Origin of the sequence: Vreelandella gomseomensis (genome assembly GCF_031451645.1) — a bacterium.
Lineage (GTDB): Bacteria > Pseudomonadota > Gammaproteobacteria > Pseudomonadales > Halomonadaceae > Vreelandella > Vreelandella gomseomensis.
Genome location: NZ_JARWAI010000003.1, coordinates 229,817 through 255,023, shown reverse-complemented (window position 1 = coordinate 255,023; position 25,207 = coordinate 229,817). Strand labels below are relative to the sequence as shown.

Sequence of the window (25,207 nt, the reverse complement as noted above, 5' to 3'; positions counted from 1 at the left end):
GGTTAGCTGAGCGTCAGGCTAATGCGCCATTCCCCCGACAACTTGTCCGTGTCTGCCGGTTGCATGACGCTATCTGCCAAGTTTAGAAATTAAATCCAACCAGCAACTGGCTGTAATAGTTGGTATCGCTGTCGCCCAGTTGGCTTCCGCCGTCGTTCGCGGAAACGTCGGGGCTGTAGCGACCCAGCAGCGGCATGACCCACCAGCGCTCGCTCGGCGACCACACGGCATACAGATCGATCTCGTTGCCGCTGAGATTCGGTCCCGCCTCCGTGGAGAGGGTATCGAAGTCGTAGAGCATCGCTCCGAGGCTCACGCTCGCCGACGGCGTCAGCGTCAGGTTGATCTGCTGCACCCGAGCATTGGTATTGAAGGGGCCGGCGTAGTTGGCGGCGACCTCACCCTGGAACCAGGTACCGAGCGCGCGTCCGTTACCGTAGAACAGCGGATCGTACTGCTCGGAAAAGCGGCTGAAGCGGTAGCTAACGGCAGGCGAGCCGGGCAGCTTGTCGAAGGTCCAGCCCGCCTCCAGATACCAGGCGTTCTCGTGGTCGTCGCTGCCGTTTTCCTGCCAGGCGTACTGGCCGGCGAGAAACAGGTTCTCGACGCCGGCGTTGCCCTGGCCGCGCAGGCTGTAGACCCGGGTATCCTCGCGCTCGGGGTAGAGAAAGGCGTAGTCGTCATCGATGTCGAGGACGTCGAGGTAGGTCGCTCCCAGTGTTCCCGCGTCGGAGACGTGCTCCAGCGTGGCGACGCTGAGTTCCGGCTCGGCCTGGGCGGGGTTGCCCGACGTCAGCCACATCAGGTCACCCCGCCACCCCTGATCGCCGCCGAGGCGCAGCACCGCGGTATTCTCGAAGGACTGGCGCGCTGCCAGATAGTAAGCGCCGCCACGGTCGAGGTCGCCGCCCAGCACCCCCTCGCCGAAATTGAGCGAATCCCCCGCGATCAGGAAGCCGTCGCCGACCTGGACATGCTGACGTCCCACGGACAGGTCGACGCCATCCTGGCCCAGCGCCGGGAACAACCCGCCGGACTTCCAGCCGGCGTAGAGATTCTCGAGATGGGTGCGCCGCTCATCGCCGGTGGTGAAGCCGGCGGCGTCGCCCTGGCCGAACGTTCCTCCCGAGACCCCGGCCACGTTGGCATAGAGCGAACTGCTGTCACCGCCCAGCGCGTGCGTGACATCGAGCCCGTACTTGACGAACCCCTCCTGCCAGTCTCGGCTTCCGGCCTCGGCGGTTTCGGATTGGGCGTAGCCCTTCTGGCTGTGAAAGGCCCCGGCCACGCCCGTGACGTTCAGGTTGATCTGGGTCTGTGCCGTGTCATGGATCTCGACAGCCGAGGCATTCCCGCACATTGAAAGCGTGATGATCGAGCCAACGGCAAGTCTTGTCAGTATGGGGCAGTAGCGTGAGGTGATCATGGGTCAGTCGTCCACGGTTGTTGTTGCGATGCGTGTTGATGCAAGGGTCGCCGCACCGAAGGCGTGCGACCGCTGATCCCAGGCTAGCGAGCTGTTGGAACCCGCGCTTGTCTGCCCCTGACGAAAACCTGCCTCGCGCTGCCGCCGCGCGGCTAATCGAGCCACACCAGCGAAAGCGCCGGCACCAACACCACGATGGCGATACGCACCATGTCCGCGCCGATGAACGGCAGGATGCCGCGGCTGACGGTGGCAAGCGAGGTGCCGTGGCTGTACTTCTGCACGATGAACAGGTTCATGCCCATGGGGGGCGTGATCAGGCCGATTTCCACCACCATCAGCGCGACGATGCCGAACCAGATCGACTTGGCGGTGTCGTCGAGGCCGAACAGGTCGAGCTCGAGAATGATCGGATAGAAGATCGGAATGGTGAGCAGAATCATCGACAGCGAATCCATCACACAGCCCAGCAGCAGATAGATCAGCAGGATGATCAGCAGCACCGTCAGCGGCGCCAGGCCGCTGCCCATGATCCACTCCGCCAGCGCCGTGGGCAGTTGGCCGAGCGCCAGGCCGCTGTTCAGCAGGTCGGCGCCGACCACCACCAGGTAGATCATGGCGGTCGCCTCCGCGGTGCCCGCCAGACTGCGGTAGACGCCCTGCCAGCGCATGCCGCCGCGCCAGACGGCATAGAGACCGCAGGCAGCGGCGCCGATCGATGCGGCCTCGGTGAGGTTGGCCCAGCCGCCGTAGAGCCCGTAGATGACCACGGCGAAGATCACCAGTATCGGCGCGATATCGCCCAGGCTTGCCAGCCGCTCGCCCCAGCCGTAGCGTGGCGCCCGCTCGACGTCGCGCATTGTCCGCGTCGCCACGATGCGGATCACCACCAGATAGCCCGCCACTGCCAGCAATCCCGGCAGGATCGCCGCCATGAAGAGCGCGGCGATCGACTCTTGGGTCAGCACGGCGTAGACGATCAGCGGTACCGAGGGCGGGATCAGAATCCCCAGGGTCCCTGCCGCGGCGATGGTGCCCGTGGCCAGTCGCTTGCCGTAGTGGTAACGCGCCAGTTCCGGCAGGGCCACCTGACTCATGGTGGTCGCCGTGGCCAGCGAGGAGCCACAGATGGCGCCGAAACCGGCGCAGGCCCCCGCCGCCGACATCGCCAACCCGCCCCGCCAGTGGCCAATCCAACTGGCACTGGCGCGGAACAGCGCCTTCGATAGCCCGCCGTGGATCGCGAACTGCCCCATCAGCACGAACATGGGAATGACCGCCAGGTCGTAGCTCGAGAATCGGGCATAAACGAGATTGTTGAGGGTGAACAGCAACGCCCGGGTATCGCCGTCATTGACCAGCCAGTAGCAGAGAGCCCCCGCCAGCAACATGGCGACCCCCACATGCCAGCGACAGCCCAGCATCACCAGCAGGACACCGAGCGCGATGGCGCCCACTTCCAGGCCACCGATCATGGACGCTCTCCTCCCGTTGCCGCTTCCCTGGCGTCCCCGGTCAGTTGGAGAACGCTCTTATGGAGCGCGCAGACCCCGAGCAGAGCGAGGCCCGGCAGCATGGCGACCTGGGGGATCCATTGCGGAATGCCTAGTTGCACGCTCTGGGCGCCGTAGTCGAGGCTGTCGACGGCCAATAGCGCCGTTCGCCATACCAGCAACGCGCTGACCAGCGCCAGCATAAGGTGCGAGATCGCCAGCAGGGCGCGATTGAGCCTGGCCGGGAAGAGCGTGGCAACGATATCGACCCGGATGTGTCGGTCGTTGACCTCGCACAGCGGCAGGAAACAGGCCACGGTGACCGCGACCAGCATCTGCAGCAGCTCGATGTCCCCCGTAATGGGCGTGGAGAAGAGCCGGCGGCCGAGCATCGAGACCAGCGACATGCCGATCGCCGTCAGCAACAGCACACCACCGACCATGGCCAGCGCCATTGCCGAGCGTTTCAATATGACACCCATCATAAAGGCCTCCGTGCGCCTTCGGCACGCCATTCGGTCAATCCGGTCATCGCGTCACTCCGCGCGTCGCAGGTCAGGGGCATGCTCGGCGACGACCGACGCGAGTTGCTCGACCAGTGCACCACGGTCAGTATCGTTGTCGCCGGCGGCGATCCAGTCCTCGACGATGCCACGGGTGGCGTCGCGCATATCGTCATAGGCGGCGTCATCAAGCGTTATCATCGTCTGGTCGGGGTCGCCTTCCAGGCGTGTCTTGACCTTGTCGATCGCTTCGTCCCAGGCGCGGCCGAAGCGAACTGACAGCGTCTCTCCGCTCAGCGAATCGAGTACCTGACGCGCCTTCTCGGGTAGCCGGTCATAGCTTTGCTGGTTCATCAGCAGCGCCAGCACCGTCACCGTCGGCGTCGCCTGATCGGCTGCCGTCTCGATGTGGTAGCGGGTAACCTCGTCGAGTTTCGTCGGTGGCACGACTTCCCAGCCAGCCGATGCGCCATCAATAACGCCCTTGGCCAGTGTGTCGGCGATCTGGGCCGGTGGCATGCTCACCGCCGAGGCGCCGAGCATGTCGATCACGTTCGAGGCCATGCGCGTGGGCGCGCGCAGTCGCAGCCCCTGCATATCGGCGCGGTCGTGGACCGGGGTTTCCCGGGTATGGAAGACGCTGCCGCCATCGCTATGTACGGCGAGCACCTTGTAATCGGCAAAGTCCGCCGCGGCGGGCCCCTGGGTGAATGCCCAGGCGATACGGCTGGCCTCGACGCCACCGGCAGGCAGCATGAAGGGCAGTTCCAGCGCCTCGCTGCGCGGGAAGCGACCTGCTGAATAACCCAGTGCGGTCCAGGCGACATCGACGACCCCGTTGCGCACCATGTCGGCGAGCTGCGCCGGGGTGCCGCCCAGTTGCATGGACGGGTATATCTGGCAGCGCAGCTCTCCCTCGGACTGGGTTTCGAGAACCTCGCACCAGGGCTCGATGACGTGCTGCTGGGCGTTGGACATCGCCGGCAGGAAATGCGCAATGCGCAGGGTGGTTGCCGCCGACGCCGCCTGGCTGGTCAAGCTGAGTACCAGACAGAGCCCCCACACCCGTTTCAAGCAGTGCATCATGGTTGCCGCGTTTTTCATTGTCATTGGATTGCCTCCTAACTCCGTTGATAGGACCTCTGGGCGGGTGCCAGTCGCGACACCGGCGTCCTCAGGCCGGCAGCTTTGCCTCGCTCGCCACCAGGGCCAGCACGCCCTCTGCCCAGTCCAGCGCCACGTCCGAGGCGGCAAGCGCGCCGCTGGCATCGTGGCGGCCGTACTCCCCGATTTGCGTTGCACCGCAGGCTATCAAGGCCTCGGTGAGCCGTTCGCTGCCCCGGGAATAGGTCTTGGCGTAGCTGCTGTCGCCCAGCCCCAGGCTTGCAAAGCGAATCCCGGCGAGGTCTGGCGCGTCATCGCGCAGCGCTTCGTAGAATCCGCGTGCGCCGCTGGGCACCTCGCCGTCGCCGTAGGTCGAGCAGACGATGAGGTAGAACCGTTCCGGGTCGAGCGAAGGCGGGTCGGTGTCGGCGAGATCCGCCACGCTTACCGCGCAGCGCCCGTCGAGGGAGTACTCGAGTTCCTCGGCGACCAACTCGGCGTTGCCGGACTCGGTACCGAACAGAATGCTGATCGTGAGGTCGCCCAGACGGTCGCCGCCGTCAGTGGTGCGCTGCGCGTCATATTCGACCACCAGCGACTCATCCCGCGCCGCCGCCAAAAGCGCTTCGAGCGTGGCCAGTTTGGTGCGTACCCGCCCCCGCGGGGGTTGCATGCGCTCCAGATGATCGATCCGCCGCCAGCCGTCGATGTCGGTTGCTCCCGAGTGGGGGACGAGCCCATCGCGCTGGCAGCGCACCTCGCCGGCGGCGATATCGGCGCCGATCACGCCGGCAAGCGCCCGGGCGTCGGTGCGCTGGTCTGGGATCGTGCCCCGGGTGCCGCGCCGCCGCCAGCCGGCCAGATAGAGCCCGGCCTCGACGCGCCCGGTCTCGGAAGCTGCCGGCAGCTCGGACAGCGCGCTTGATATAGCGTCCGCCGGGTCGGGCACGAAGCCGATGGCGGTAATCACCGCGTCCACCGCCAGCGCGACGGTCTCTTCATGGTGGTAGAGCACGACACCCTCGACCCGGGTCTGCCCGTCGATGCGCTCGGGTACCGCCTCGAACCACCACTCGACCGTCATGCGTGGCGCTCCTTCGACCTCGACCCTGCCCACGCCCGGCAGCGTACGCAGCGCGTCCAGCCGGGCGTCCTTGCCCTCCGGCGCGCTGTCAGGGTTGACACCGTGGAGGCGATGTTCGATGCCCGAAAAGCGGCTCAGCTCGCGGATCATCACCGGATCGAAGCGTGCCTGCTGTGCGCTTGAGCGACCGATGATATGAAGGGTGTCGATCTCACGGGTCAGGGCACCGTGCACGGCATCGTCGATGTCGCTGCCCTCGAGGTCGGCGGCGCGAATCGACAGCAGTCGCAGCACGTCGATGGCCACATTACCCTGCCCGATAATCGCCACGCGTCGGCCTAGCCTCGGCGTTTCGGTCTCGTCCGGGTGGCCATTCAGCCGCCGGGTAATGCAGCCCGCGCCGTACACCCGGGCCAGGGCATCACCAGGGATCTCCAGCCGACGATCCGCGTGTACGCCGGAGGCGAGCACCACCGCGTCGTAGCTAGCCCGCAGGTCATCGACGGTGACATGCTGGCCGATGGTGGTGTTGCCGATAAAGCGCACCTTGGGGGAGTCGAACAGGCGGTCGAACTGGCGCGCCACGGCCTTGGTGCCCTGGTGGTCGCCGGCGACGCCGTAGCGCAGCAGCCCATAGGGCACCGGAAGGCGGTCAAACAGGTCGATGTGGGCGCCGGGCATGCGGCGCTGGATTTCCTTGGCGGTGAAACAGCCCGCCGGCCCCGCCCCCACAATGGCTACATGCGGGGTCGCCTCGGATTCGGCGGCAGATCCCACCTGACCACGGACCGACATGGATACACCGCTGCCTTCGAGCGGACGCACGTCGTGCCAGGTCACCGGCAACGAGAGCATGCCGCGAAACACCCAGCCGCCGATGGTGGGGGCGCGGTCAGGATGCAGTTCAAGGCCATTCAGGTGATTGAACAGCAGCGGCAGCGCCACATCGGCAATCTCCGCCCGCGCTGCCCGGGCACCCAGGCAGACATGGGTGCCCTTGCTGAAGGCCAGGTGTGGCTTGACCTCGCGATGGATATCGAAGGCGTCCGGGCGATCCCAGATCGATTCATCGCGGTTGGCCGAGAGAATGCAGATGCCCAGCCGCGCCCCTTCCGGCAGCTCGACGCCTGCCAGCACGGTGCGTTTCGTGGTCTGGCGCGAATAAAGCCCGATGGGCGCCACCCAGCGAATGGTTTCATCGAACACCGTCGGCCAGAGGCTGGGGTCGCGTTCCACCGCGCGGCGCTGGTCGGGGTGGGTCAGCATCGCCCAGGCGGCCACGCCCAGGGCGTCGCGTGGCTCGTTCAAGCCGCCGCCGATGCTCATCTTGATGTTGGCGCGAATCTTCTCCAGCGGCATCTGTTCTTCGGGCGAGGAGAGCAGCGATGAAATCAGGGAATGATCGCGGTGGTGGAGGTGCCACGCGAGCATCTCGTTGAGGGCGACATCCACCTCGTCGAAGGAGCGCCTGCCCGCCGCCCAGACCTCCGGGTCGTCGCCGTAGTTGCCGGTGGCGTCGATCAGCGTCTGCGACCAGCGCTGCAAATCTTCCGCCGAGGCGTTATACAGCCCGAGCAGCGATTTCAGACATTCGGCCGCAAAGGGCGCCGCGAAATCCCAGATCAGGTCCGCACCCGGCCCCTTGTCGATGAAGCGGGCCAGCTGCTCGCGGCCCTTGTCATGGAAGGTCTGCGTCCAGACGTTTTTGACCGCATTGGGCTTGAACACGGTCTGCCACTGGCGCCGCTCGCGGTAGTGTTCCGGGTCGTCGCGGCGCAGCATCGAGTGGCCCATGGCGCGGATCTGCAGCGAGTCCTTTTCATTGGCAGAGTAGGTTGCCTGGTCGTGCTCGGTGGTGATCACGGCGTCGTAGCTGGTGATCAGGTAGCGGTTGACGCAGGGCACCCAGTGCACGCCACCCTCGCGGCGTAGCCGCTTGTAGATCGGGAAAGGATCCTGATAGAGCGTCTCGAGATCGACCCAGTCCGCCACGGGGGCGGGGCGCGCGTTGATTGGCTTGTTCATACGATCTCCATCAAGTCGGCGCTGACGCCTATCGTTATTTGATTAATAATCTACGCTAGATGATCGTTAATAAATTAACAACTAGACTTTATGCACAAGCCGACATACCCGTGCGCTTCGAGGTTTAACATTAAGATTGCATCTTTCATCGTCCTGGCTACCTTTTCCCGAGCCTCAACGAAAATGGCCGCACACCTGGGCGTACGGCCATGGGTAGACATTGCCTGTGCCCGAAAGGCGAGGTCGCCTCAGGCCATTAGGCGCTGGAAGAAGGCCGCCAGCCGGTCGACCTCGGCGAGCGGCAGCACGTCGGCGACGTACTGGTCGGGGCGCACCACCACGACCGCGCCTTCGCGGTCGATGCCACGCGTCTCGAAGATGTCTTCGTCAGGGGCCACGCCGTAGACGTTTTCAAGGTCGATCAGCGCGAAGGGGCCTACCTCCGGGATGAACACGTCGGGCACATCCTGGATCGCGACGTCTTCGTGACGCTGCTGGTAAATCACCTTGATGTCGAACCAGTCAACCCAGGCGCCGCCGGGCAGGTTCGCGTTGAGCGGCGAGTCGGCCGACTGGGTCAGCCACTCGGCAAGGCGCCGGGTGGCTGAATCGCCCGTCTGGGCGGCGGCGTCGGCAAACACGTAGAGGCGCCAGCGCCCGTCGGCCTGGGCCTGATGGCCCAGGTGCAGCGGGTTGCCATCGCATACCCGCGAAACCATGGCCGACTTGAAGCGCTTGCCGACGGGAAAGCCGGTGGCACGCGCCTGGTGCGCGGTGTCGTGGGTGATCAGGGACGGCTCATATTCGGTCATGAAGCCTGCCGGAAACTCGATGGTGCGCGTGTAGAACGCCTCGAGCTCGCCGGGATCCTCGAACTCTTCGGGGCGTTTGGCCATCATCGTCGACCACTCCTTGTCGAACGCGATCAGGTTCCTGGCCACCACCTGGCGCTCGGCGGAGTAGGTTGAGAGCAGGCGGGCCGTGCTGCAGCCGGACAGCACGTAGCCCAGCTTCCAGCCCAGGTTGAAGCCGTCCTGCATCGAGACGTTCATGCCCTGGCCTGCCTTGGCGCTATGGGTGTGGCAGGCATCGCCGGTGATGAACACCCGTGGTAGCTGGCCGGACGCCGGGTGCTCGACGTCGTCAAAGCGATCGGTCAGACGGTGGCCCACCTCGTAGACGCTATGCCAGGCGACGTTGCGCACGTCGAGGGTGTAGGGCGCAAGAATCTCGTTGGCCTTGGCGATGATCTGCTCGATAGGCGTGTTGCGCACGGCGTTGCTGCCGTCGGCGGGCACTTCGCCCAGGTCGACGTACATGCGGAACAGGTGCCCACCCTCGCGGGGAATCAGCAGGATGCTGCCACCGGCATGGGATTGGATGGCGCACTTGGTGCGGATGTCGGGGAAGTCGGTGCGCGCGAGTACGTCCATCACCCCCCAGGCGTGGTTGGCCTGGTCGCCGGCCAGGGTACAGCCGATGGCACGGCGCACGCCGCTGCGTGCGCCGTCACAACCCACTACGTACTTGGCGCGCACCCTGCGCTGTTGCCCTTTTTCGGGGCCGGCCTCCATGCGCAGCGACACGCTCACCGGGTAGTCACCGTCGTCTGCGACCTCGAGGTCCTCGAACGCAATGCCGAAATCCGGTCGAATCCGCGCCGGGCCGTTGGACGCGGACTCGGCCAGATAGTCGAGAACCCGCGCCTGGTTGACGATCAGGTGGGGAAACTCGCTGATGCCTGTGGGGTCATCGGGCGTTCGGGCGGTGCGCACTATGTGCTCGGGCCGGTCGGGATCCGGCTTCCAGAACGCCATCTCGGTAATGCGGTAGGCCTCGGCCGTGATGCGGTCGGCAAAGCCGAACGCCTGGAAGGTTTCGACGCTGCGCGCCTGGATACCGTCGGCGTGGCCGATCTCGAGCCGCCCCGGGCGACGCTCGATGATGCGGGTCCGGAGGTGGGGAAACTGTGACAGCTGCGCCGCCATGATCATGCCGGCCGGGCCGGTGCCGACGATGAGCACATCCACCTCGTCGGGCAGCGTCTCGGGTCGGTCGAGCCCTTCGCCGCGCGGGGGTTGAATGCGGGGGTCGCCTGACACATAACCGTGATGGTGAAATTGCATAGTCTATTCCTCATTGAGCGTGACGGCCCCGGCTGGCCGTGCATCGCGCAGCGGCCTGGTCGTTCGACAGCGCAGCCGGGTGCCCTGACCCTTTTCATGCTGAACACTCGCCGAGGCGGTGAGGATGTGTTTTACGCCCCCTTGATTGTACTTTTCATAAATATGCCCCCTACCTTGGTCGGTATGCCGCCAAATAGCCTCGATTGCTCGTTAATCTATGAATGAGATAGTCGGGAAGCGTCCTTAAAGGCACTTTTTAGACGCATTTCCCGTCGCTGGATTGCGCATGCGATATCTGTCGAAATGATTGAGCATGGTTGCTTGACACAGCATTACCGGATAGTCATTAATATATTAATAATATCGGGCTGGCCCCGGCCGTTTGCCACCCATGCAGGCTTTCAAGGAGAACGACGTGCCCCATCTGCATATCGAATATTCACCCGGTCTCGCCCAGCGTGTCGACGTTCGTGAGGTCTGCCGGGCCGCCCATGGGGTGATGACGGCGTCCGCGCTCTTCCCGCTGGCCGGGATCCGTATACGCGCCTTTGCCGCCGATCATTGCATCGTGGCCGATGACCACCCCGACAACGACTTTCTGGCCATGACATTGAGCGTGGGCAGCGGGCGGTCCCAAAGCGATCTCCAGGCCGCCGGTGAGCAACTCTTCTCCGCCGTGCAGCAGATGCTTGCCGGCCCGCTATCCACCCCGCATTTCGCCCTGTCGCTGGAAATCCGCGAAATCGATGCCGCGCTGAGCTGGAAAGACACCCCGATCCATGCCCGGCTATCCAAACAGTGAGCCCCATGCCCCTTCCGGAGGATTCTTGATGAGCCAATTGAACGATAATATCGCCCGCGCGCAGGACTACATGAGACGGTTTCGCGACCGCGGAGTCTTGAACCACATCAACGGTGAGTCGCTGGCGGCCGATTCCGGCAAGACCTTCGAGACACTCTCGCCGGTGGATCTTGCCCCGCTGGCCAACGTGGCCCGCGGCGGTGCCAGCGATATTGACCGCGCCGTTCAGGCCGCAGAGAAAGCGTTCAAGACCTGGAGCAAGACACCGGGCAAGGAACGTCGCGCGATTCTGATCAAGGTGGCCGAGGCCATCGAAGCCCGCGCCGAGGAAATTGCTTTCACCGAGTGCATGGATACCGGCCAGTCGCTGCGCTTCATGTCCAAGGCAGCCATTCGCGGGGCGGCCAACTTCCGTTTCTTCGCCGACAAGGCACCCCAGGCCGAGGACGGTCAGGCACTGCGCAACGACACCCAGATGAACGTGACCTCCCGGCGCCCGCTCGGGCCAATCGGCGTCATCACGCCCTGGAACACGCCGTTCATGCTGTCGACCTGGAAAATTGCCCCGGCGCTGGCCTCCGGCTGTACCGTGGTCCACAAGCCGGCCGAGTTCTCGCCGATGACCGCCAAGCTGCTGGTCGAGATCGCCGAGGAAGCCGGGCTGCCCAAGGGGGTGCTGAACCTGGTCAACGGCTTCGGCGAGGACGCCGGCAAGGCGCTGACCGAGCATCCGGGCATCAAGGCGGTCGCGTTTGTCGGTGAAAGCCGCACCGGCCAGCTGATCATGGCTCAAGCCGCCCCGACCCTGAAGCGCTTTCACTTCGAGCTCGGCGGCAAGAACCCGGTCGTGGTCTTTGACGACGCCGACATCGATCGCGCGGTCAACGCGGCCAGTTTCATGATCTACTCCCTCAACGGTGAGCGCTGCACCTCGTCCTCCCGCCTGCTGGTGCAGGACACCATCTACGAAGAATTCACCCGCCGTGTGGCGGAAGTAGCCAACGGGGTGAAGGTCGGCCACCCGCTGGATCCCGACACCGTGGTCGGCCCGCTGATTCATCCCGAGCATGAAGAAAAGGTGCTGTCGTACTTCGACAAGGCGCGCGAGGAAGGCGCCACCGTCGCCGCCGGCGGTGAAAAGGTTGGCGACGCGGGCTGCTTCGTGCGCCCGACGCTGTTCACCAACGCCCGCAACGACATGACCATCGCCCAGGAAGAGATCTTCGGCCCGGTGCTGACCGCCATTCCCTTCAAGGATGAAGAAGAAGCCCTGCGCCTGGCCAACGATACCCAGTACGGCCTGGCCGCCTATCTGTGGACCAACGACCTCGACCGCGCCATGCGGCTGACCGACGAGCTGGAAGCGGGCATGATCTGGGTCAACTCCGAGAACGTGCGCCATCTGCCGTCGCCGTTCGGCGGCGTCAAGGCGTCCGGTATCGGCCGCGACGGCGGTGACTGGTCGTTCGATTTCTACATGGAGACGGTCAATGTCTCTTTCCCGCGCAAGGCTCACGCCGTACCGAAACTCGGCTGATGCCATTTTCGCAGGGCGGATGCGCCGCCCTGCCTGTCGAACAAAGGAGACGTTTCATGCCTATTCCAACGCCCAATCTTTACCCTCCGTTCAATATCATTCGACTGAGCCACGTTGTGTTTGGCGTGTCCGACCTTGCCAAGAGCCGTCATTTCTACGTTGACACCCTGGGCCTGCAGGTCACCGATGAGGACGATCAGCGCATTTACCTGCGCGCCATGGAGGAGCGCGGCCACCACTGCATCGTGCTGGAGCAAAGCGCCAGCGCCACCGTGCAGTCGCTGTCGTTCAAGGTCTTCGACGAGCAGGAGCTCGACAAGGCGCACGACTGGTTCAAGGCGCAGGGGCATCCGGTGGAATGGGTCGAGCGGCCCTATCAGGGACGCACACTGCGCACCACCGACTGCTTCGACGTGCCCATCGAGCTGTACTTCAAGATGGAGCGGCTGGCCCCGATTCATCAGCAGTACGCCCTCTACAGAGGCGTCAAGCCGTTGCGCATCGACCATTTCAACCTGTTCTCGCCCAACGTCGACGAGGCGGTCGCCTTCTACAACCGCCTCGGGTTCCGGGTCACCGAATACACCGAGGACGAGGAAAGCGGCAAGCTGTGGGCGGCCTGGACCCACCGCAAGGGCGGTGTACACGACATGGCCTTCACCAACGGCCGCGGCCCGCGCCTGCACCACACGGCATTCTGGGTACCCACGCCCCTGAACATCATCGACCTGTGCGACCTGATGGCCACCACCGGCTACGTCGACAACATCGAGCGCGGCCCGGGCCGTCACGGCATCTCCAACGCCTTCTTCCTGTACATCCTCGACCCAGACGGGCACCGCATCGAGATCTACTGCTCGGACTACCAGACCGTCGATCCGGATCTGGAGGCGATCAAGTGGGACCTGAAGGATCCGCAACGCCAGACGCTGTGGGGTGCCCCGGCACCGCGTTCCTGGTTTGAGCACGGTTCGCTTTTTGAAAACCTTGAGCCTGTGGATGCCGAGCTCAATGCCACGCCCATCATCGCGCCCTGAAACGGACGCGGGTGCGTATCGCCCATGACTCAACAGGCCCGGGAACGCTCGGGCCGTCTGGAGACTGTCCATGAGTAACCCCCTTCCTCCCCGTCTCGCGGCCTTTCGCGCCAGCGGTGCCGACCGCTTCGGCGTTGTCACCGAGGACGGTATCGTCGACCTGACCCCGGAATTCGGTGCCCGCTTCAAGGGGCTCAAGGAAGTTATCGAGGCCGGCGCCATCGACGAGCTGCTGAGCGTCGCCGCAGGCCGCCGCCCGAGCTACCGCGAAGCCGACGTCACCTATCTGCTGCCAGTCGCCAATCCGGAAAAGCTGATCTGCGTCGGCGTCAACTTCCCGTCGCGCAACGAAGAGTACAAGGACGGTCAGGCCGCGCCGAGCAAGCCGTCGCTGTTCATTCGCTTTCCGCGCAGCTTCGTCGGTCACCGCGCGAACCTCGTGCGCCCGCCGGAAAGCGAGCAGCTCGATTACGAAGGCGAGGTGACCATCGTGATTGGCAAGGGCGGTCGCCGTATCCCGCGCGACAAGGCCTATGAACACATCGCCGCGTTGACGCTGTGCAACGAAGGCACCATCCGCGACTGGGTGCGTCACGCCAAGTTCAACGTCACCCAGGGCAAGAACTTCGACGCCACCGGCGCCATCGGCCCCTGGCTGGTGCCGTTCAAGCGCGCAGCGCAGCTGGATGACATCGAACTGACCACTCGGGTCAACGGCGAGGTGCGTCAGAACGATCGCACCTCGCGGATGATGTTCGACTTCCGCTACATCGTGAATTACGTCTCGACCTTCACCACCCTGGCGCCGGGGGATGTCATCGTCTGCGGTACGCCCACCGGCGCCGGTGCCCGCTTTGACCCGCCCGTCTGGCTCAAGCCGGGGGATGTGATCGAGGTCGAGGCCGACGGCATCGGCACCCTCGTCAACGGCGTGGAGGACGAACAGCATGGCACTGACTGACTCTCAGATCGCGGCGGCGGCCGACGCCCTGCTCACGGCGGAGGCGCGGCGCGAGCAGGTCGGCCTGCTCTCGAAAGCGTACCCGGACATGACCCTGGACGACGCCTACGCAATTCAGACCGCCCAGATGGCACGCAAGAAAGCCGATCACGAGATCATCGGCTGGAAGATCGGGCTGACCTCGAAGGTCATGCAGGACGCACTGGGCATCGACACGCCGGACAGCGGCGTGCTCTATGACTACATGCGCTACGCCACCGATGCGGTGATCCCGCCGGGCCACTTCATCCAGCCCCGCATCGAGGCCGAGATCGCCTTTGTGATGAAGGCGCCGCTGGATGGCGACGTTACCCGCGACGACGTGCTGGCCGCCACCGACTACGTGGCGCCGGCCATCGAGATCCTGGATACCCGCATCGTGCGCAAGGACGAAGAGACCGGCCAGACGCGCGTGATTGTCGACACGGTCTCCGACAACGCCGCCAACGCCGGCATCGTGCTGGGCGCCGAGCGCCACGATCCCCGGGCGCTGGACCTGCGCTGGGTCGGTTCGATCGTCAAGCGCAACGGCGAGGTGATGGCCACCGGCCTCGGCGCCGGGGTGCTGGATGACCCGGTCATCGGGCTTGTCTGGCTGGCCCGCCGCATGGCGACCTACGGTCAGCGCATCGAGGCCGGCCAGGTGATTCTCTCGGGGTCGTTCATCGGCCCCATCGAGTGCCCGTCCGGCAGCCGGATCGAGGCCGATTACGGACCGTTCGGGGCCGTGTCACTGACGTTCGACTAGGCGGCCTGTCCGCCGTCAATGGCCAGGCTGGTCACGGCGATAACCCGAGGGAGTGGTGCCCGCATGACGTGCAAAGAAGCGACAGAAGTAACCGGGATCCTTGAACCCGAGCTGGTAGCCGATCTCGTTGACGCTCATGCGGGTAAAGGTCAGCAGACGGCGCGCTTCCTGCATCAGCCGGTCGTGAACCACCCGCTTGCTGGGCACTCCGGCGATGCGCCGACAGACGTTGTTGAGGCGGGCCTCGGTGACATTCAGGGTGCGCGCGTAGTCCAGCAGCGTCCAGTGCGCCTTGTAATGGGCCTCGATTGCCAGATTGAAGCGGTGAAACAGCGCCAGCTCGTCGCGGCGCACGCTCTGGGCGGGCAGCGAGTTGGCCGAGAGCCGAAAGAGGCTCACGAAGATCAGCCGCGTCAGCGTGGTGAGCGCCAGCTCCCTGCCCGGGCGGTCGGCCTCGAACTCAAGACGAAGCTCGTCGAAGAGGCGTTCGACGCGGGCCACGTCGAGCCTTGCCTCGTCGCTGACGTGCCCCGTCGCCACGCAGACCGGGGCAACGCGCTGGGCGGCCCCCAGATCCGGGCTTTCCTCCAGCAGCGACCACACCAACTGCTGGCGCACCGTCAGCACGTGGCCGTCGCTGCCTTCCTCGGTAGTGAAGGAGTGGGGGACGGTCGGCGGGGTCAGAAAGAACATCGGCCCCTGCTGATGGAAAGGCCGCTCGTCCAGATAGACACGCACCATGCCGCGCTTGACGTAGTGCACCTGAAAGAACCGGTCGTGATGATGAACCGGCATGTTGCGACCGTAAAAATCCGCCATGCGACCCAGCGCATCGTAATGCACCGTCGCATCGGCATACCGCTGGTCGTATTCCTGACCGATGGTGATGTTGGGAATGGGATCCAACGCCATGCTTGCGCTCCTGAACTCGTGCGGGGCGTCCGCCCGACAAGCCCCTATGGTAACCACCGACGGGCCTCTTGCTCCATGGCATTGACGACCTGCGGTTCAGGTTGCGCTGCTCCGCCCACTCTCGCCGACGTTTTGCACGCTGCTGCACGGCCAGATCGGCTGATGTAATGCGACACGCCAACCTTTGAGGAGCCTCCTAATGGACATGCCCATCAATACCTTCAAGCAGGCCCTTGGCAACAAGGCCCCCCAGATCGGTCTCTGGCTCGGGCTGGCCAACGGCTACTGCGCCGAACTGGCCGCCAACGCCGATTTCGACTGGCTGCTGATCGACGGCGAACACGCCCCCAACGACCTGCGCAGCATCCTCGCCCAGCTGCAGGCCATCGCGCCCTATCCGGCTCAGCCGGTGGCGCGCCCTCCCGTCGGCAACGCCGCGACGCTCAAGCAGTACCTGGATCTCGGCGTGCAGACCCTGCTAGTGCCCATGGTCGACACCGCCGAGCAGGCCCGAGCGCTGGTACGTGCCACGCGCTACCCGCCCGATGGCATCCGCGGGGTGGGCAGTGCGCTGGCCCGCGCCTCGCGCTGGAATTCGATCCCCGACTACCTGGATCACGCCGACAGCCAAATCTGTCTGCTGGTACAGATCGAGACCCGGGAGGGCCTCGAGAATCTGGATGATATCGCCGCCGTCGAGGGCGTGGATGGCGTCTTCATCGGTCCGGCGGACCTCAGCGCCTCGCTCGGCCACCGAGGCAATCCCGGCCATGAAGACGTACAGCGGGCCATTGAGGATGGCATCGCCCGCATTCAGAAAGCCCACAAGGCCGCCGGCATTCTCTCGGCCAACAAGACGCTGGCCAGGCGCTATCTCGAACTCGGCGCCACCTTCGTGGCCGTGGGCGTTGACACCAGCCTGCTGATGAATTCGCTGAAAGCGCTCTCCAGCGAGTTCAAGGGCAGCGATGACGATGCGCCATCGGCTCCCTCGGTCTACTGACTCCCCTTCGCTTTTACCCGGGCCTGCTTCAGGCCCCCAACGCCAGGAAAACACATGCATCTCACCGATCCGCAACTTCTGCGCCAACAGGCCTACATCGACGGCCAGTGGCAGGACGCCGACAGCGGCGACACCTTTGACGTGACCAACCCGGCCAATGGCCATACCGTCGCGACCGTGGCCCGCGTGGGCATCGCCGAGACCCAGCGCGCCATCAGTGCCGCCGCAACGGCGCTTCCGGCCTGGCGCGAGATGACCGCCAAGGCCCGCTCGGCCATTCTGAAACGCTGGTTCGCGCTGATGCAGGAACACCGGGAAGACCTGGCGCGCCTGCTGAGCGCGGAACAGGGCAAGCCGCTTACCGAGAGCCGCGGCGAGGTCGATTACGGCGCCAGCTTCATCGAGTGGTTTGCCGAAGAAGGCAAGCGCGTGTACGGCGATGTGATTCCCAACGACAAGCCGGATCGGCGGCTGGTGGTAATCAAGCAGCCGGTCGGCGTGGTGGCCGCGATCACGCCGTGGAACTTCCCCATTGCCATGATTACCCGCAAGGCTGGACCTGCGCTGGCCGCCGGCTGCACCATGGTACTCAAGCCCGCCTCCGAGACGCCGCTGTCGGCGCTGGCGCTGGCGGAGCTTGCCGAGCGGGCAGGCGTGCCGGCTGGGGTGTTCAACGTGGTAGCCGGGCGTGCCGGTGAGATCGGCACGGAGCTAACCCACAACGTGGCCATCCGCAAGCTTTCCTTTACCGGCTCCACCGACATCGGTCGCCAGCTGATGGAAGCGTGCGCCGGCACCATCAAGAAGGTCAGCATGGAGCTTGGCGGCAATGCGCCGTTCATCGTGTTCGATGACGCCGATCTGGACGCGGCGGTCGAGGGCGCGATCGCCTCGAAGTTTCGCAATAGCGGCCAGACCTGCGTGTGTACCAACCGCATTCTGGTGCACGACGCCGTGTACGACGCCTTCAGCGACAAGCTGGTTGCCGCCGTGAAGGCGCTCAGGGTCGCCTCCGCCGACGACGAAGGCGCCCAGCAGGGCCCGTTGATCAATCCGAAGGCCGTGGCCAAGGTGCGCGCCCACATCGACAACGCCGTCGGGCATGGTGCGACCGTGCTCTGCGGCGGCCAGCTCCACGCGCTGGGCGGCAATTTCTTCGAGCCCACCGTGCTCGGCGACGTGACCCAGGCGATGGACGTGGCCGGTGAGGAAACCTTCGGCCCGCTCGCCCCGTTGTTTCGTTTCAGTACCGAGCAGCAGGCCATCGACATGGCCAACGACACGCCTTTCGGCCTGGCCGCCTACGTCTACACCCAGAACCTGGGGCGCAGCTGGCGCCTGGGGGAGGCGCTCGAATACGGCATGGTCGGCATCAACGAAGGCATCATCTCGACAGAAGTCGCGCCCTTCGGCGGGATCAAGGCCTCCGGCGTCGGCCGGGAAGGCTCCCGCTACGGTATCGAGGACTATCTCGAGATCAAGTACCTATGCATGGGGATCAAGTGATTCATCACTACCTGTCGAACGGAGTACGACGAAAGTATATCTTTTTAACTTATTGATAAGCATGCTAATTAAACCGCGTGTCAGCCAGTGACAATGGCTCGGCACGCTCGGTCAATTGATCCCGCCCCGGGCTTCTTACGCTGCTCCTTGACGCGCCCCTGGCGCTCTACAACCTCAAGGAGACACCATGCAACAAGATTACGATTACATCATCGTCGGCGCCGGTTCGGCCGGGTGCGTGATGGCCCACCGCCTGATTCAGGCGCTGAACGTCTCGGTGCTGCTGGTCGAGGCCGGCGGATCCGATTCCAGTCTGCTCATTCGAATGCCCGCCGCGGTCGGCAAGGTGATCCCGACCCACACCTGGCCCTATATGACCACCCCCCACGGCGCGACCAACAACCGCGCCATGACCATCGCCCAGGGGCGGCTGATCGGCGGCAGCAGCTCGGTCAACGGCATGATCTACATCCGCGGGCATCGCACCGACTACGACGCCTGGGCGCACGACCACGGCTGTACCGGCTGGGATTACGACAGCCTGCTGCCCTATTTCATTCGCAGTGAGGGCAATGAGTCTCTGTCCGACCCGCTCCACGGCAATGACGGCCCACTCAAGGTCAGCGAGAACCGCTACCGCCACCCGCTGACCCAGGCGTTTGTTCGCGCCGGCCAGGAGTGCGGCCTGCCCTACGTCAACGACTTCAACGACAACGGCCGCCAGGGGGTCGGCTATTACCAGACCACCACCTTCGAAGGCGAGCGCTACAGCACCTCGAAGGCCTACTTGAGCCAGGTACGCCAGAACCCGCGCCTGACCATCATGGCCGATACCGACGTGGAGCGGGTGATCATCGAGCAGGGCAAGGCCACCGGCGTCCAGGCCCGTCACGTCAGAAAGGGCGCGTTGACCCTGCACGCCCGCCGGGAGGTCATCGTCAGTGCCGGGGCGATCGGCAGCCCCAGAATCCTGATGAGTTCCGGCATCGGCCCCCGCGATCATCTGGAAGAGCAGGGCATCGAGTGTCTGCGGGACCTGCCGGTGGGTGATAATCTTCAGGATCATCTGCACCTCTCGATCAACGCCACCCTCAAGGAGCCGACTTCCCTGTACGGTGAAGACGCCGGCGTGAAGGCACTGCGCCATGGCGCCGAATGGCTGCTCCACCGGCGCGGCCTCATGACCTCCAACGTCCTGGAGGGCGGCGCCTTTCTCGACACCGCCAATGAAGGCCGCCCGGACACCCAGATTCATTTCATGCCGGGGCTGGACACCTGGGACGACCCCAACGGCATCGGCCGTGGTCGCACCCATGGCATTACCCTCAAGGTCGGCCACCTGCGGCCTGCTTCCCGGGGCACAGTGCGCCTGAGCGGCTCAAGCGACGGCCATCGGGCGGTTATCAACGCCAACTACCTCGACGCGCCGGAAGACCTTGCACATCAGGTTCGCTCGCTGCGTGCCGGGCTCGAACTGCTGGATACGCAGGCGCTATCAAGCGTCATCGACGATGTCTTCTCACCTCCCGAGGCGCGCCACCTGATGGCGCAAAGCCGCGCCGACAGCCAACAGGCGCTCGAGGCCTTCACGCGTCAATACTGCAAGACGACCTATCACCCGGTGGGGACCTGCCGCATGGGGCCAGACGCCGACCAGTCGGTCGTCGATCTCGCGCTTAACGTGCATGGCGTGCCAGGCCTTCGGGTCATCGACTGCTCGGTGTTTCCTGCCCTGCCCGGCGGCAATACCAACGCCCCGACCATCGCGGTGGCGGAGAAGGCTGCTGACCTCTTGATCAACGCCGGCTGAAAAAGCAGCGGGGCGCCCCTCATGGAGCGCCCCGTCGTCTGCCTCGAACGGCGCTAATCAGTTAGGTCCGGCTCGAAGAGGCCTTTTTTCATCTTGAACTTGACCCAGAGGATGGCGATCAGGCTGACGATGCCCAGCACCACCGCCAGGAGCGTATAGATCAGGGCGGTCATGTCCGGCGAGGGAGACGCGTTGGCGGCCACGTAGGCCATGCCAACGATACCCAGTATCTGCGGCAGCGGATAAAAGGGCGTGCGGTACGGGCGGCGGTGCGCGGGGCGGCGGCGACGCAGCACCATCACATCGATATGCGCGACGATGTAGGCCAGCAACCAGCTGGTCGCCGCCGCGATTACCAGGGCGATGATCTGATCGGGTTTGATCAGCAAAAAGGGCACGATCACGCCCAGCGCCAGAAAGAGGATGCCGACCCAGGGGGTGTTATAGCGCGGATGCAGCTTGCCCATGATGGCAAACGCCTGGCCGTTATCGGCCATGCCCGACAGCATGCGCGGGACGGCGGCAAGCACCGTGTTGACCGTGCTGCAGGTCGCGGTGACCCCCATCACGGTGGCAATGATCAAGCCGGCCTGGCCAAACACGCCGTCGACCAGGTCGAGATACGGCAGGGGCGAGGTGGTCAGGGTTTCAACGGAAAGATAGTGGCCGGCGCCGAGGCAGAAGATCGAGAACAGCACGAAGATGATGCCAAGCGACAGGAACATGGCACGGGGAATCCGCTTTTCCGGCTGGCGAATGTCGTTGATCATCGGACAGACGAACTCGCAGCCGACGAACATCCACATGGCCAGGGCGACCAGGCCGATAAAGCTGCCATCGACAATCCCGCCGATGCCCCAGTCGATACCTGCCGCGGCCTGGGCGACCTCCGGCGACGGCGGCTGGAGCAGGGCGGTGGCGCCCACGAGTAAGATGGCAACGATCATGGCGAAGGTGAACACGTTCTGAAGCTTGGCAAAGACGTCGGTGCCCAGGATATTGAGCACGGCAAGGATCACCAGCAGCAGGATCGGCACCAGATGCGAGGGCAGCGTTTCAGGGAACAGCGTCTGCAGCAGGGCATCCACCAGCAGAAATTCGGCAGGAATCGCGAAGATGGCCACTACCACATAACCTGCAAACACCGACACGATGGCCGGAAAATGGCCGATGGCCTTCTGTGTGTAGGTGGCCAGCGTGCCCGCCTGCGGGTACATCAGCGCAAGCTCCGAGAAAGACATGGCGTTGCAGACGGCGAGCAGGGTGGCGACCAGCATGGCGGCCAGAAAGCTCAAGCCGCCGATGCCAAAGCCCATCAACGCCGAGGCCATGGCGCCCTGCACCACCACGGTACCCACACAGATGGCGATCATGGTTCTGAAGCCGATGTGCTGACGCACGGGGGCACTTGCCTGGGGCGCTGGGCCCGCCTTCGAGGTGTCGAGCATGGTGAGTCATCTCCTGGCCGGTTGAGTTCTTGTTCGGTTGATACGGACAACCTGTCACTCAATCTGCGCCTTACCCGACTCGCATTCTTGTTTGGTGCTGCCAGAAATTTTCCTCTGCCTGCCTGCCGCCGTCTCGATCGCCCCGGCCCGTGGTCGACCTCCCCCATCCGGGGGATACCCCGGGGGCGAAACAGCGCCGACGATACATGGGTACATGGCCATTTGCTGCCGTACACCTAATCCCGGTCCCAGGAGACAACCCCATGACAACAACCTCTTCCCCCACTGACTGGATCTCGGTTGCCGACCTTGAAAAGGGCTTTGCGACGGGTTCTTATGCGCTGGATAACTCGGCCGACCTCACCGGCAAGCAGGTCGAACTGCACGCCGCCGACGGCACCGTGCGCCGCCTCGAGTTCGACCAGGAGCAGTTGTCCATCGATGGCGGCGAGGCGGCCAAGGTGCGCATTACCTCGGTACGTGAAGGCGTCTATCTGCTCGACTGGCTGGATGAACGCACCAAGCCCGCTACGTCCTACACCGTAGTGCTGGATACGCTGACCGACAGCTACACCCAGGTCATCGGCACCCTGCCCACCTTTGACGTCATCAAGACCGGTCTGTACGAGCGTGCTCTGGGCGGCCGTCCGCTGACCGACGTCAAGGTCGACATCAGCCACGGCGCGGTGAACACACCCTACCGCGACGGGGCCTGCCCGCATGCCCAGACTGACGAGCTGATCGGCGTGCGCAATCTCTACCACTACAGCCCCACCGAGGTGTATGAGCACGTCTACCTGAACGCGCACTTCTACACCTGGCACTGCCTGAAAGGCGTGGAGCAGGGCCTTTGCGACACCGACGCCTGCCACTACTACAAGATTACCGATGCGCTGTACCTGTTCATCTGGCGCGAGAAGATCGTCCCGACGCTGGGTATCGTCATGGTCGACGAGCGCAATCACCGCAGCGACGGCAAGATCTTCGGCGTGGGCGACACCGAAGACGCGCCGCTGGCCAACTTCCCGATGGCCTCCTACTGCCAGCGCCTGACCGATACGGAGTATCCCGATGACCTCTGATACCAAAACCATCGTCATTACCGGCGCCGGTACCGGCGTGGGTGAAGCCTGTGCGCGCCAGCAGGCCGCGCTTGGCCATAACGTCGTGCTGATCGGCCGCCGCAAGGCACCCCTTGAAGCGCTGGCGGCGGACACCGGCGGACTGGTGCTCGCCGGTGATGCCGCCAGCGCCAGCGAGTGGGACGGGTTCTGCCAGCGCATTATCGAGACCTTCGGCCGGATCGATAGCCTGATCTGCAGCGCGGGCGGCCACGGCCTGGGCACCGCCACCGACATGACCGACGACGACTGGCATCAATCGATGCGCCTCAATCTGGATACGGCGTTCTACAGCGCCCGCGCCTGTCTGCCGCACCTGGTCGAGCAGCAGGGCACCATGGTGCTGCTAGGGTCACTGGCCTCGTTCCAGGCCGGTGGCGAGGTCTGCGGCTACACCACCGCCAAGCACGCCATCGTGGGGCTGACGCGTTCCATGGCCCGCGACTTCGGCCCGCGAGGCGTCCGCGTCAACTGCGTCTGCCCGGGGTGGATTCGAACGCCCATGGCCGATGAAGAAATGCAGCCGCTGATGACTCATTATAATGAGTCGCTCGACGACGCCTACGCCCGCGTGACGCAGCACGTGCCCCTGCGGCGGCCAGCCAGTGCCCACGAAATCGCCGAGGTCTGTCATTTTCTGATCAGTCCGGCTTCCGCCATCATTACCGGCAGCATGATCATGGCCGACGGCGGCTCGCATATCGTCGACACCCCCACCCTCGCTTTCGAGGCCCTCTAGAAGACGACAGGGCAGCCGGGCCCGGTTGCCCTGTCCCGGATCAATGGAGTCCGTTCATGAGTATTCGTATCGATTACAGCGGCCAGCACGTACTGATCACCGGCGGTGCCCAGGGCATCGGCGAGGCTATCGTGACCCGTTTTGCCGAGGCCGGTGCCCGCGTCACGCTGGCCGACATCAACGGCGACCAGGCCACGCGGGTGGCTGACAAACTCACGGCCGAGGGGCATCAGGTGCAGGCCTACGCCGTCGATCTTTCCGACGAGGCCGCCACCCGCGCCATGATCGAGGAAAGCGACCCGGTCGACGTGCTGGTGCACAACGCCGGTTACTTCCCGCTGACGCCGTTTGAGGAGCTCACCCGCGAGCGGGTCGAGCGCACCTTCGCCGTCAACGTGCAGTCGCTGTTCTGGATGACGCAGGCCCTGCTGCCGTCTTTCAAGCAGAAGGGGCAGGGCGTGATCCTGTGTACGTCGTCGGTGACCGGCAATCGGGTCGCGTATCCGGGGCTGACCCACTACGCCGCGTCCAAGGCGGCGGTCAACGGCTTCATCCGCAACACCGCGCTGGAAATGGGCGGTTCAAACATCCGCATAAACGGCGTCGAGCCGGGCATGATCCGCACCCCGGCGATGGACAACCTTGGCGACGACGCGCACAGCCAGCGCCTCGAGCGCGGCATTCCGCTGGGCCACCTGGGGGCACCGGAGGACATCGCCAACGCCATGCTGTTCTTGGGCTCTAACCTGGCCGGGTACATCACCGGCCAGACCATCATCGTCGATGGCGGCGCCCTGCTGCCGGAAAGCGTGACCGCGCTCGACTGAGCCGCCAAGGCGACAGATTCCCGTTGCTTGCACCCGGCCGACTCGTTATGTTGAAGGTATCGATCAACATGGAGTCGGCCAGCCATGTACTCCCACCAGGAACTGGGCGTCAACTGCCTGAATGCCTTCACCCGAGCCGTGCCCGCCTCGCTGGCGGCGTTCTATCGCATCGACGACGGCCTGAGCGCGGTCGATTTCCAGCTTCACGGCGATCCCACCCAGATGCACGACAGCTACCTGCGCCGCTATCGCCACCTGGACCCGCTTCAGCCGGGCTACTGTCAGCGCCTCGGCAGGCAGGTCGTCCCTCTGCGCGACGCCCAGGCGCTGCAGTCGAGACGGCACAACGAAGGATATCAGACGTTTCTGAGCCAGCACGACGTGGTGGACGTCACCGAGGTGCTGTTTTACACCCGCGACCGCCCGGTCATGGGCATGTCGCTGCTGCGCAAGTCCCGCTACGGGCGCTTTACCCCACGGGAACTCGACACCTTGCAGTCGCTGCAGGAAATGCTTCAACTGGCGGTGTCGGCCAGCGCCGTCGAGCCGGCACCGGCGCAGATCCAGGACGCACGCGTGCCCTTGACCGAACGCGAGGCGCAGTTGGTGCCGCTTTTACGCCAGGGCCTGAGCAACAAGGCCATGGCGCGTGCGCTCGGCATCGCCCCTTCCACAATCAAGACCCATCTCGACAATCTGTACCGCAAGTTCGAGGTCACCAACCGCACCGAGCTGGTCGGTCGGCTGTATCCGTAGTCGGCACCACCCCGGCCGCCTGGCTCATGTCGCCGCCTTCCATACCTTGGAGCAGGCAATTCATCAGCGCCAGCCGGTGGGTGCCGGGCCCCGTTCGCTGCCCACGAAGGCGCGGTTTTCTGGAATGCCTGTTGCTGGGCGGTCAGGTCGACAAAGCACCCGCTCGGTGACGTAGTCCGAGTCGTTGATGCCGTCGTCGC

20 protein-coding genes are annotated in these 25,207 nt (G+C 64.7%); 12 read left to right on the top strand and 8 right to left on the bottom strand.

The genetic code is table 11. The features are described from left to right. Positions 1–82 precede the first annotated feature (82 nt). The 6 genes from QC815_RS05285 to QC815_RS05260 form a co-directional block, all read right to left on the bottom strand. Positions 83–1,426: an alginate export family protein gene (locus tag QC815_RS05285; RefSeq protein WP_230445459.1), complete on the bottom strand. Its 1,344-nt coding sequence runs from the start codon at positions 1,424–1,426 to the stop codon at positions 83–85. Positions 1,427–1,578: 152 nt separating this feature from the next. Continuing rightward, entirely contained in the window at positions 1,579–2,901 is a 1,323-nt protein-coding gene (locus QC815_RS05280) for a TRAP transporter large permease (RefSeq protein ID WP_230445460.1), read from the bottom strand. Further along, positions 2,898–3,404, bottom strand: a complete 507-nt coding sequence (locus tag QC815_RS05275; protein WP_309767337.1) for a TRAP transporter small permease — start codon at positions 3,402–3,404, stop codon at positions 2,898–2,900. The genes QC815_RS05280 and QC815_RS05275 overlap by 4 nt, the downstream gene beginning before the upstream one ends. 51 nt (positions 3,405–3,455) lie before the next feature. After that, a complete protein-coding gene (locus tag QC815_RS05270) occupies positions 3,456–4,532 on the bottom strand; it encodes a TRAP transporter substrate-binding protein (protein WP_309767335.1) in 1,077 nt (358 codons plus the stop codon). A 64-nt stretch (positions 4,533–4,596) separates the two neighbouring features. Next, positions 4,597–7,635 carry a cytochrome P450 gene (locus tag QC815_RS05265; protein WP_309767333.1) on the bottom strand — a complete coding sequence of 1,013 codons (3,039 nt, stop codon included), beginning with the start codon at positions 7,633–7,635 and terminating at the stop codon, positions 4,597–4,599. A gap of 248 nt (positions 7,636–7,883) precedes the next feature. Beyond that, entirely contained in the window at positions 7,884–9,761 is a 1,878-nt protein-coding gene (locus QC815_RS05260; protein ID WP_309767331.1) for an FAD-binding monooxygenase, read from the bottom strand. Positions 9,762–10,176: 415 nt separating this feature from the next. Between QC815_RS05260 and QC815_RS05255 the strand changes: the two genes are divergently transcribed. From QC815_RS05255 to QC815_RS05235, 5 genes are all read left to right on the top strand, one after another. Next, on the top strand, positions 10,177–10,563 hold the full coding sequence (locus tag QC815_RS05255) for a 5-carboxymethyl-2-hydroxymuconate Delta-isomerase (protein WP_309767329.1): 387 nt from the start codon (positions 10,177–10,179) through the stop codon (positions 10,561–10,563). A gap of 28 nt (positions 10,564–10,591) precedes the next feature. Further along, the gene (gene hpaE, locus QC815_RS05250; RefSeq protein ID WP_309767328.1) at positions 10,592–12,100 is read left to right on the top strand and encodes a 5-carboxymethyl-2-hydroxymuconate semialdehyde dehydrogenase; all 1,509 of its coding nucleotides are present in this window, start codon (positions 10,592–10,594) and stop codon (positions 12,098–12,100) included. A 56-nt stretch (positions 12,101–12,156) separates the two neighbouring features. Further along, positions 12,157–13,137 carry a 3,4-dihydroxyphenylacetate 2,3-dioxygenase gene (hpaD, locus tag QC815_RS05245; RefSeq protein WP_230445467.1) on the top strand — a complete coding sequence of 327 codons (981 nt, stop codon included), beginning with the start codon at positions 12,157–12,159 and terminating at the stop codon, positions 13,135–13,137. A 70-nt stretch (positions 13,138–13,207) separates the two neighbouring features. Beyond that, positions 13,208–14,098, top strand: a complete 891-nt coding sequence (locus QC815_RS05240; RefSeq protein ID WP_309767326.1) for a fumarylacetoacetate hydrolase family protein — start codon at positions 13,208–13,210, stop codon at positions 14,096–14,098. Then, positions 14,085–14,885, top strand: a complete 801-nt coding sequence (locus QC815_RS05235; protein ID WP_309767324.1) for an FAA hydrolase family protein — start codon at positions 14,085–14,087, stop codon at positions 14,883–14,885. The genes QC815_RS05240 and QC815_RS05235 overlap by 14 nt, the downstream gene beginning before the upstream one ends. A 15-nt stretch (positions 14,886–14,900) precedes the next feature. Here the strand turns inward: QC815_RS05235 and hpaA are convergent, their stop codons facing one another. Further along, positions 14,901–15,797 (bottom strand): 4-hydroxyphenylacetate catabolism regulatory protein HpaA, encoded by an 897-nt coding sequence (gene hpaA / locus QC815_RS05230; RefSeq protein ID WP_309767322.1) that lies wholly within the window; start codon positions 15,795–15,797, stop codon positions 14,901–14,903. 199 nt (positions 15,798–15,996) lie between these two features. Here hpaA and hpaI point away from each other — a divergent pair, with 199 nt between their 5' ends. The 3 genes from hpaI (at position 15,997) to QC815_RS05215 (ending at position 20,116) form a co-directional block, all read left to right on the top strand. Further along, entirely contained in the window at positions 15,997–16,800 is an 804-nt protein-coding gene (gene hpaI, locus QC815_RS05225; RefSeq protein ID WP_309767320.1) for a 4-hydroxy-2-oxoheptanedioate aldolase, read from the top strand. Positions 16,801–16,854: 54 nt separating this feature from the next. Next, positions 16,855–18,306: an NADP-dependent succinate-semialdehyde dehydrogenase gene (gabD, locus tag QC815_RS05220; protein ID WP_309767318.1), complete on the top strand. Its 1,452-nt coding sequence runs from the start codon at positions 16,855–16,857 to the stop codon at positions 18,304–18,306. 187 nt (positions 18,307–18,493) lie between these two features. Beyond that, positions 18,494–20,116 (top strand): GMC family oxidoreductase, encoded by a 1,623-nt coding sequence (locus QC815_RS05215; protein WP_309767316.1) that lies wholly within the window; start codon positions 18,494–18,496, stop codon positions 20,114–20,116. Positions 20,117–20,169: 53 nt separating this feature from the next. On the opposite strand, the gene QC815_RS05210 is transcribed toward QC815_RS05215, so the two are convergent. Beyond that, positions 20,170–21,564: an APC family permease gene (locus tag QC815_RS05210; protein WP_309767314.1), complete on the bottom strand. Its 1,395-nt coding sequence runs from the start codon at positions 21,562–21,564 to the stop codon at positions 20,170–20,172. Positions 21,565–21,827: 263 nt separating this feature from the next. Here QC815_RS05210 and QC815_RS05205 point away from each other — a divergent pair, with 263 nt between their 5' ends. The 4 genes from QC815_RS05205 (at position 21,828) to QC815_RS05190 (ending at position 25,007) form a co-directional block, all read left to right on the top strand. Continuing rightward, complete coding sequence (locus QC815_RS05205) at positions 21,828–22,646, top strand: MoaF C-terminal domain-containing protein (protein WP_230445475.1); 819 nt, start codon at positions 21,828–21,830, stop codon at positions 22,644–22,646. Continuing rightward, the gene (locus tag QC815_RS05200; protein ID WP_230445476.1) at positions 22,636–23,424 is read left to right on the top strand and encodes an SDR family NAD(P)-dependent oxidoreductase; all 789 of its coding nucleotides are present in this window, start codon (positions 22,636–22,638) and stop codon (positions 23,422–23,424) included. Before QC815_RS05205 ends, QC815_RS05200 begins: the two co-directional genes overlap by 11 nt. Before the next feature lie 56 nt (positions 23,425–23,480). After that, entirely contained in the window at positions 23,481–24,251 is a 771-nt protein-coding gene (locus QC815_RS05195) for an SDR family oxidoreductase (protein ID WP_230445477.1), read from the top strand. A gap of 84 nt (positions 24,252–24,335) precedes the next feature. Beyond that, entirely contained in the window at positions 24,336–25,007 is a 672-nt protein-coding gene (locus QC815_RS05190; protein ID WP_230445478.1) for a helix-turn-helix transcriptional regulator, read from the top strand. The last annotated feature ends 200 nt before the right edge of the window (positions 25,008–25,207 follow it).

What these genes read in the sequence shown, in the direction of transcription:
- QC815_RS05285 (WP_230445459.1), bottom strand. Translation starts at nt 1,426, where the DNA reads ATGATCACCTCACGCTACTGCCCCATACTGACAAGACTTGCCGTTGGC.
- QC815_RS05280 (WP_230445460.1), bottom strand. Translation starts at nt 2,901, where the DNA reads ATGATCGGTGGCCTGGAAGTGGGCGCCATCGCGCTCGGTGTCCTGCTG.
- QC815_RS05275 (WP_309767337.1), bottom strand. Translation starts at nt 3,404, where the DNA reads ATGATGGGTGTCATATTGAAACGCTCGGCAATGGCGCTGGCCATGGTC.
- QC815_RS05270 (WP_309767335.1), bottom strand. Translation starts at nt 4,532, where the DNA reads ATGACAATGAAAAACGCGGCAACCATGATGCACTGCTTGAAACGGGTG.
- QC815_RS05265 (WP_309767333.1), bottom strand. Translation starts at nt 7,635, where the DNA reads ATGAACAAGCCAATCAACGCGCGCCCCGCCCCCGTGGCGGACTGGGTC.
- QC815_RS05260 (WP_309767331.1), bottom strand. Translation starts at nt 9,761, where the DNA reads ATGCAATTTCACCATCACGGTTATGTGTCAGGCGACCCCCGCATTCAA.
- hpaE (WP_309767328.1), top strand. Translation starts at nt 10,592, where the DNA reads ATGAGCCAATTGAACGATAATATCGCCCGCGCGCAGGACTACATGAGA.
- hpaD (WP_230445467.1), top strand. Translation starts at nt 12,157, where the DNA reads ATGCCTATTCCAACGCCCAATCTTTACCCTCCGTTCAATATCATTCGA.
- QC815_RS05240 (WP_309767326.1), top strand. Translation starts at nt 13,208, where the DNA reads ATGAGTAACCCCCTTCCTCCCCGTCTCGCGGCCTTTCGCGCCAGCGGT.
- QC815_RS05235 (WP_309767324.1), top strand. Translation starts at nt 14,085, where the DNA reads ATGGCACTGACTGACTCTCAGATCGCGGCGGCGGCCGACGCCCTGCTC.
- hpaA (WP_309767322.1), bottom strand. Translation starts at nt 15,797, where the DNA reads ATGGCGTTGGATCCCATTCCCAACATCACCATCGGTCAGGAATACGAC.
- hpaI (WP_309767320.1), top strand. Translation starts at nt 15,997, where the DNA reads ATGGACATGCCCATCAATACCTTCAAGCAGGCCCTTGGCAACAAGGCC.
- gabD (WP_309767318.1), top strand. Translation starts at nt 16,855, where the DNA reads ATGCATCTCACCGATCCGCAACTTCTGCGCCAACAGGCCTACATCGAC.
- QC815_RS05215 (WP_309767316.1), top strand. Translation starts at nt 18,494, where the DNA reads ATGCAACAAGATTACGATTACATCATCGTCGGCGCCGGTTCGGCCGGG.
- QC815_RS05210 (WP_309767314.1), bottom strand. Translation starts at nt 21,564, where the DNA reads ATGCTCGACACCTCGAAGGCGGGCCCAGCGCCCCAGGCAAGTGCCCCC.
- QC815_RS05205 (WP_230445475.1), top strand. Translation starts at nt 21,828, where the DNA reads ATGACAACAACCTCTTCCCCCACTGACTGGATCTCGGTTGCCGACCTT.
- QC815_RS05200 (WP_230445476.1), top strand. Translation starts at nt 22,636, where the DNA reads ATGACCTCTGATACCAAAACCATCGTCATTACCGGCGCCGGTACCGGC.
- QC815_RS05195 (WP_230445477.1), top strand. Translation starts at nt 23,481, where the DNA reads ATGAGTATTCGTATCGATTACAGCGGCCAGCACGTACTGATCACCGGC.
- QC815_RS05190 (WP_230445478.1), top strand. Translation starts at nt 24,336, where the DNA reads ATGTACTCCCACCAGGAACTGGGCGTCAACTGCCTGAATGCCTTCACC.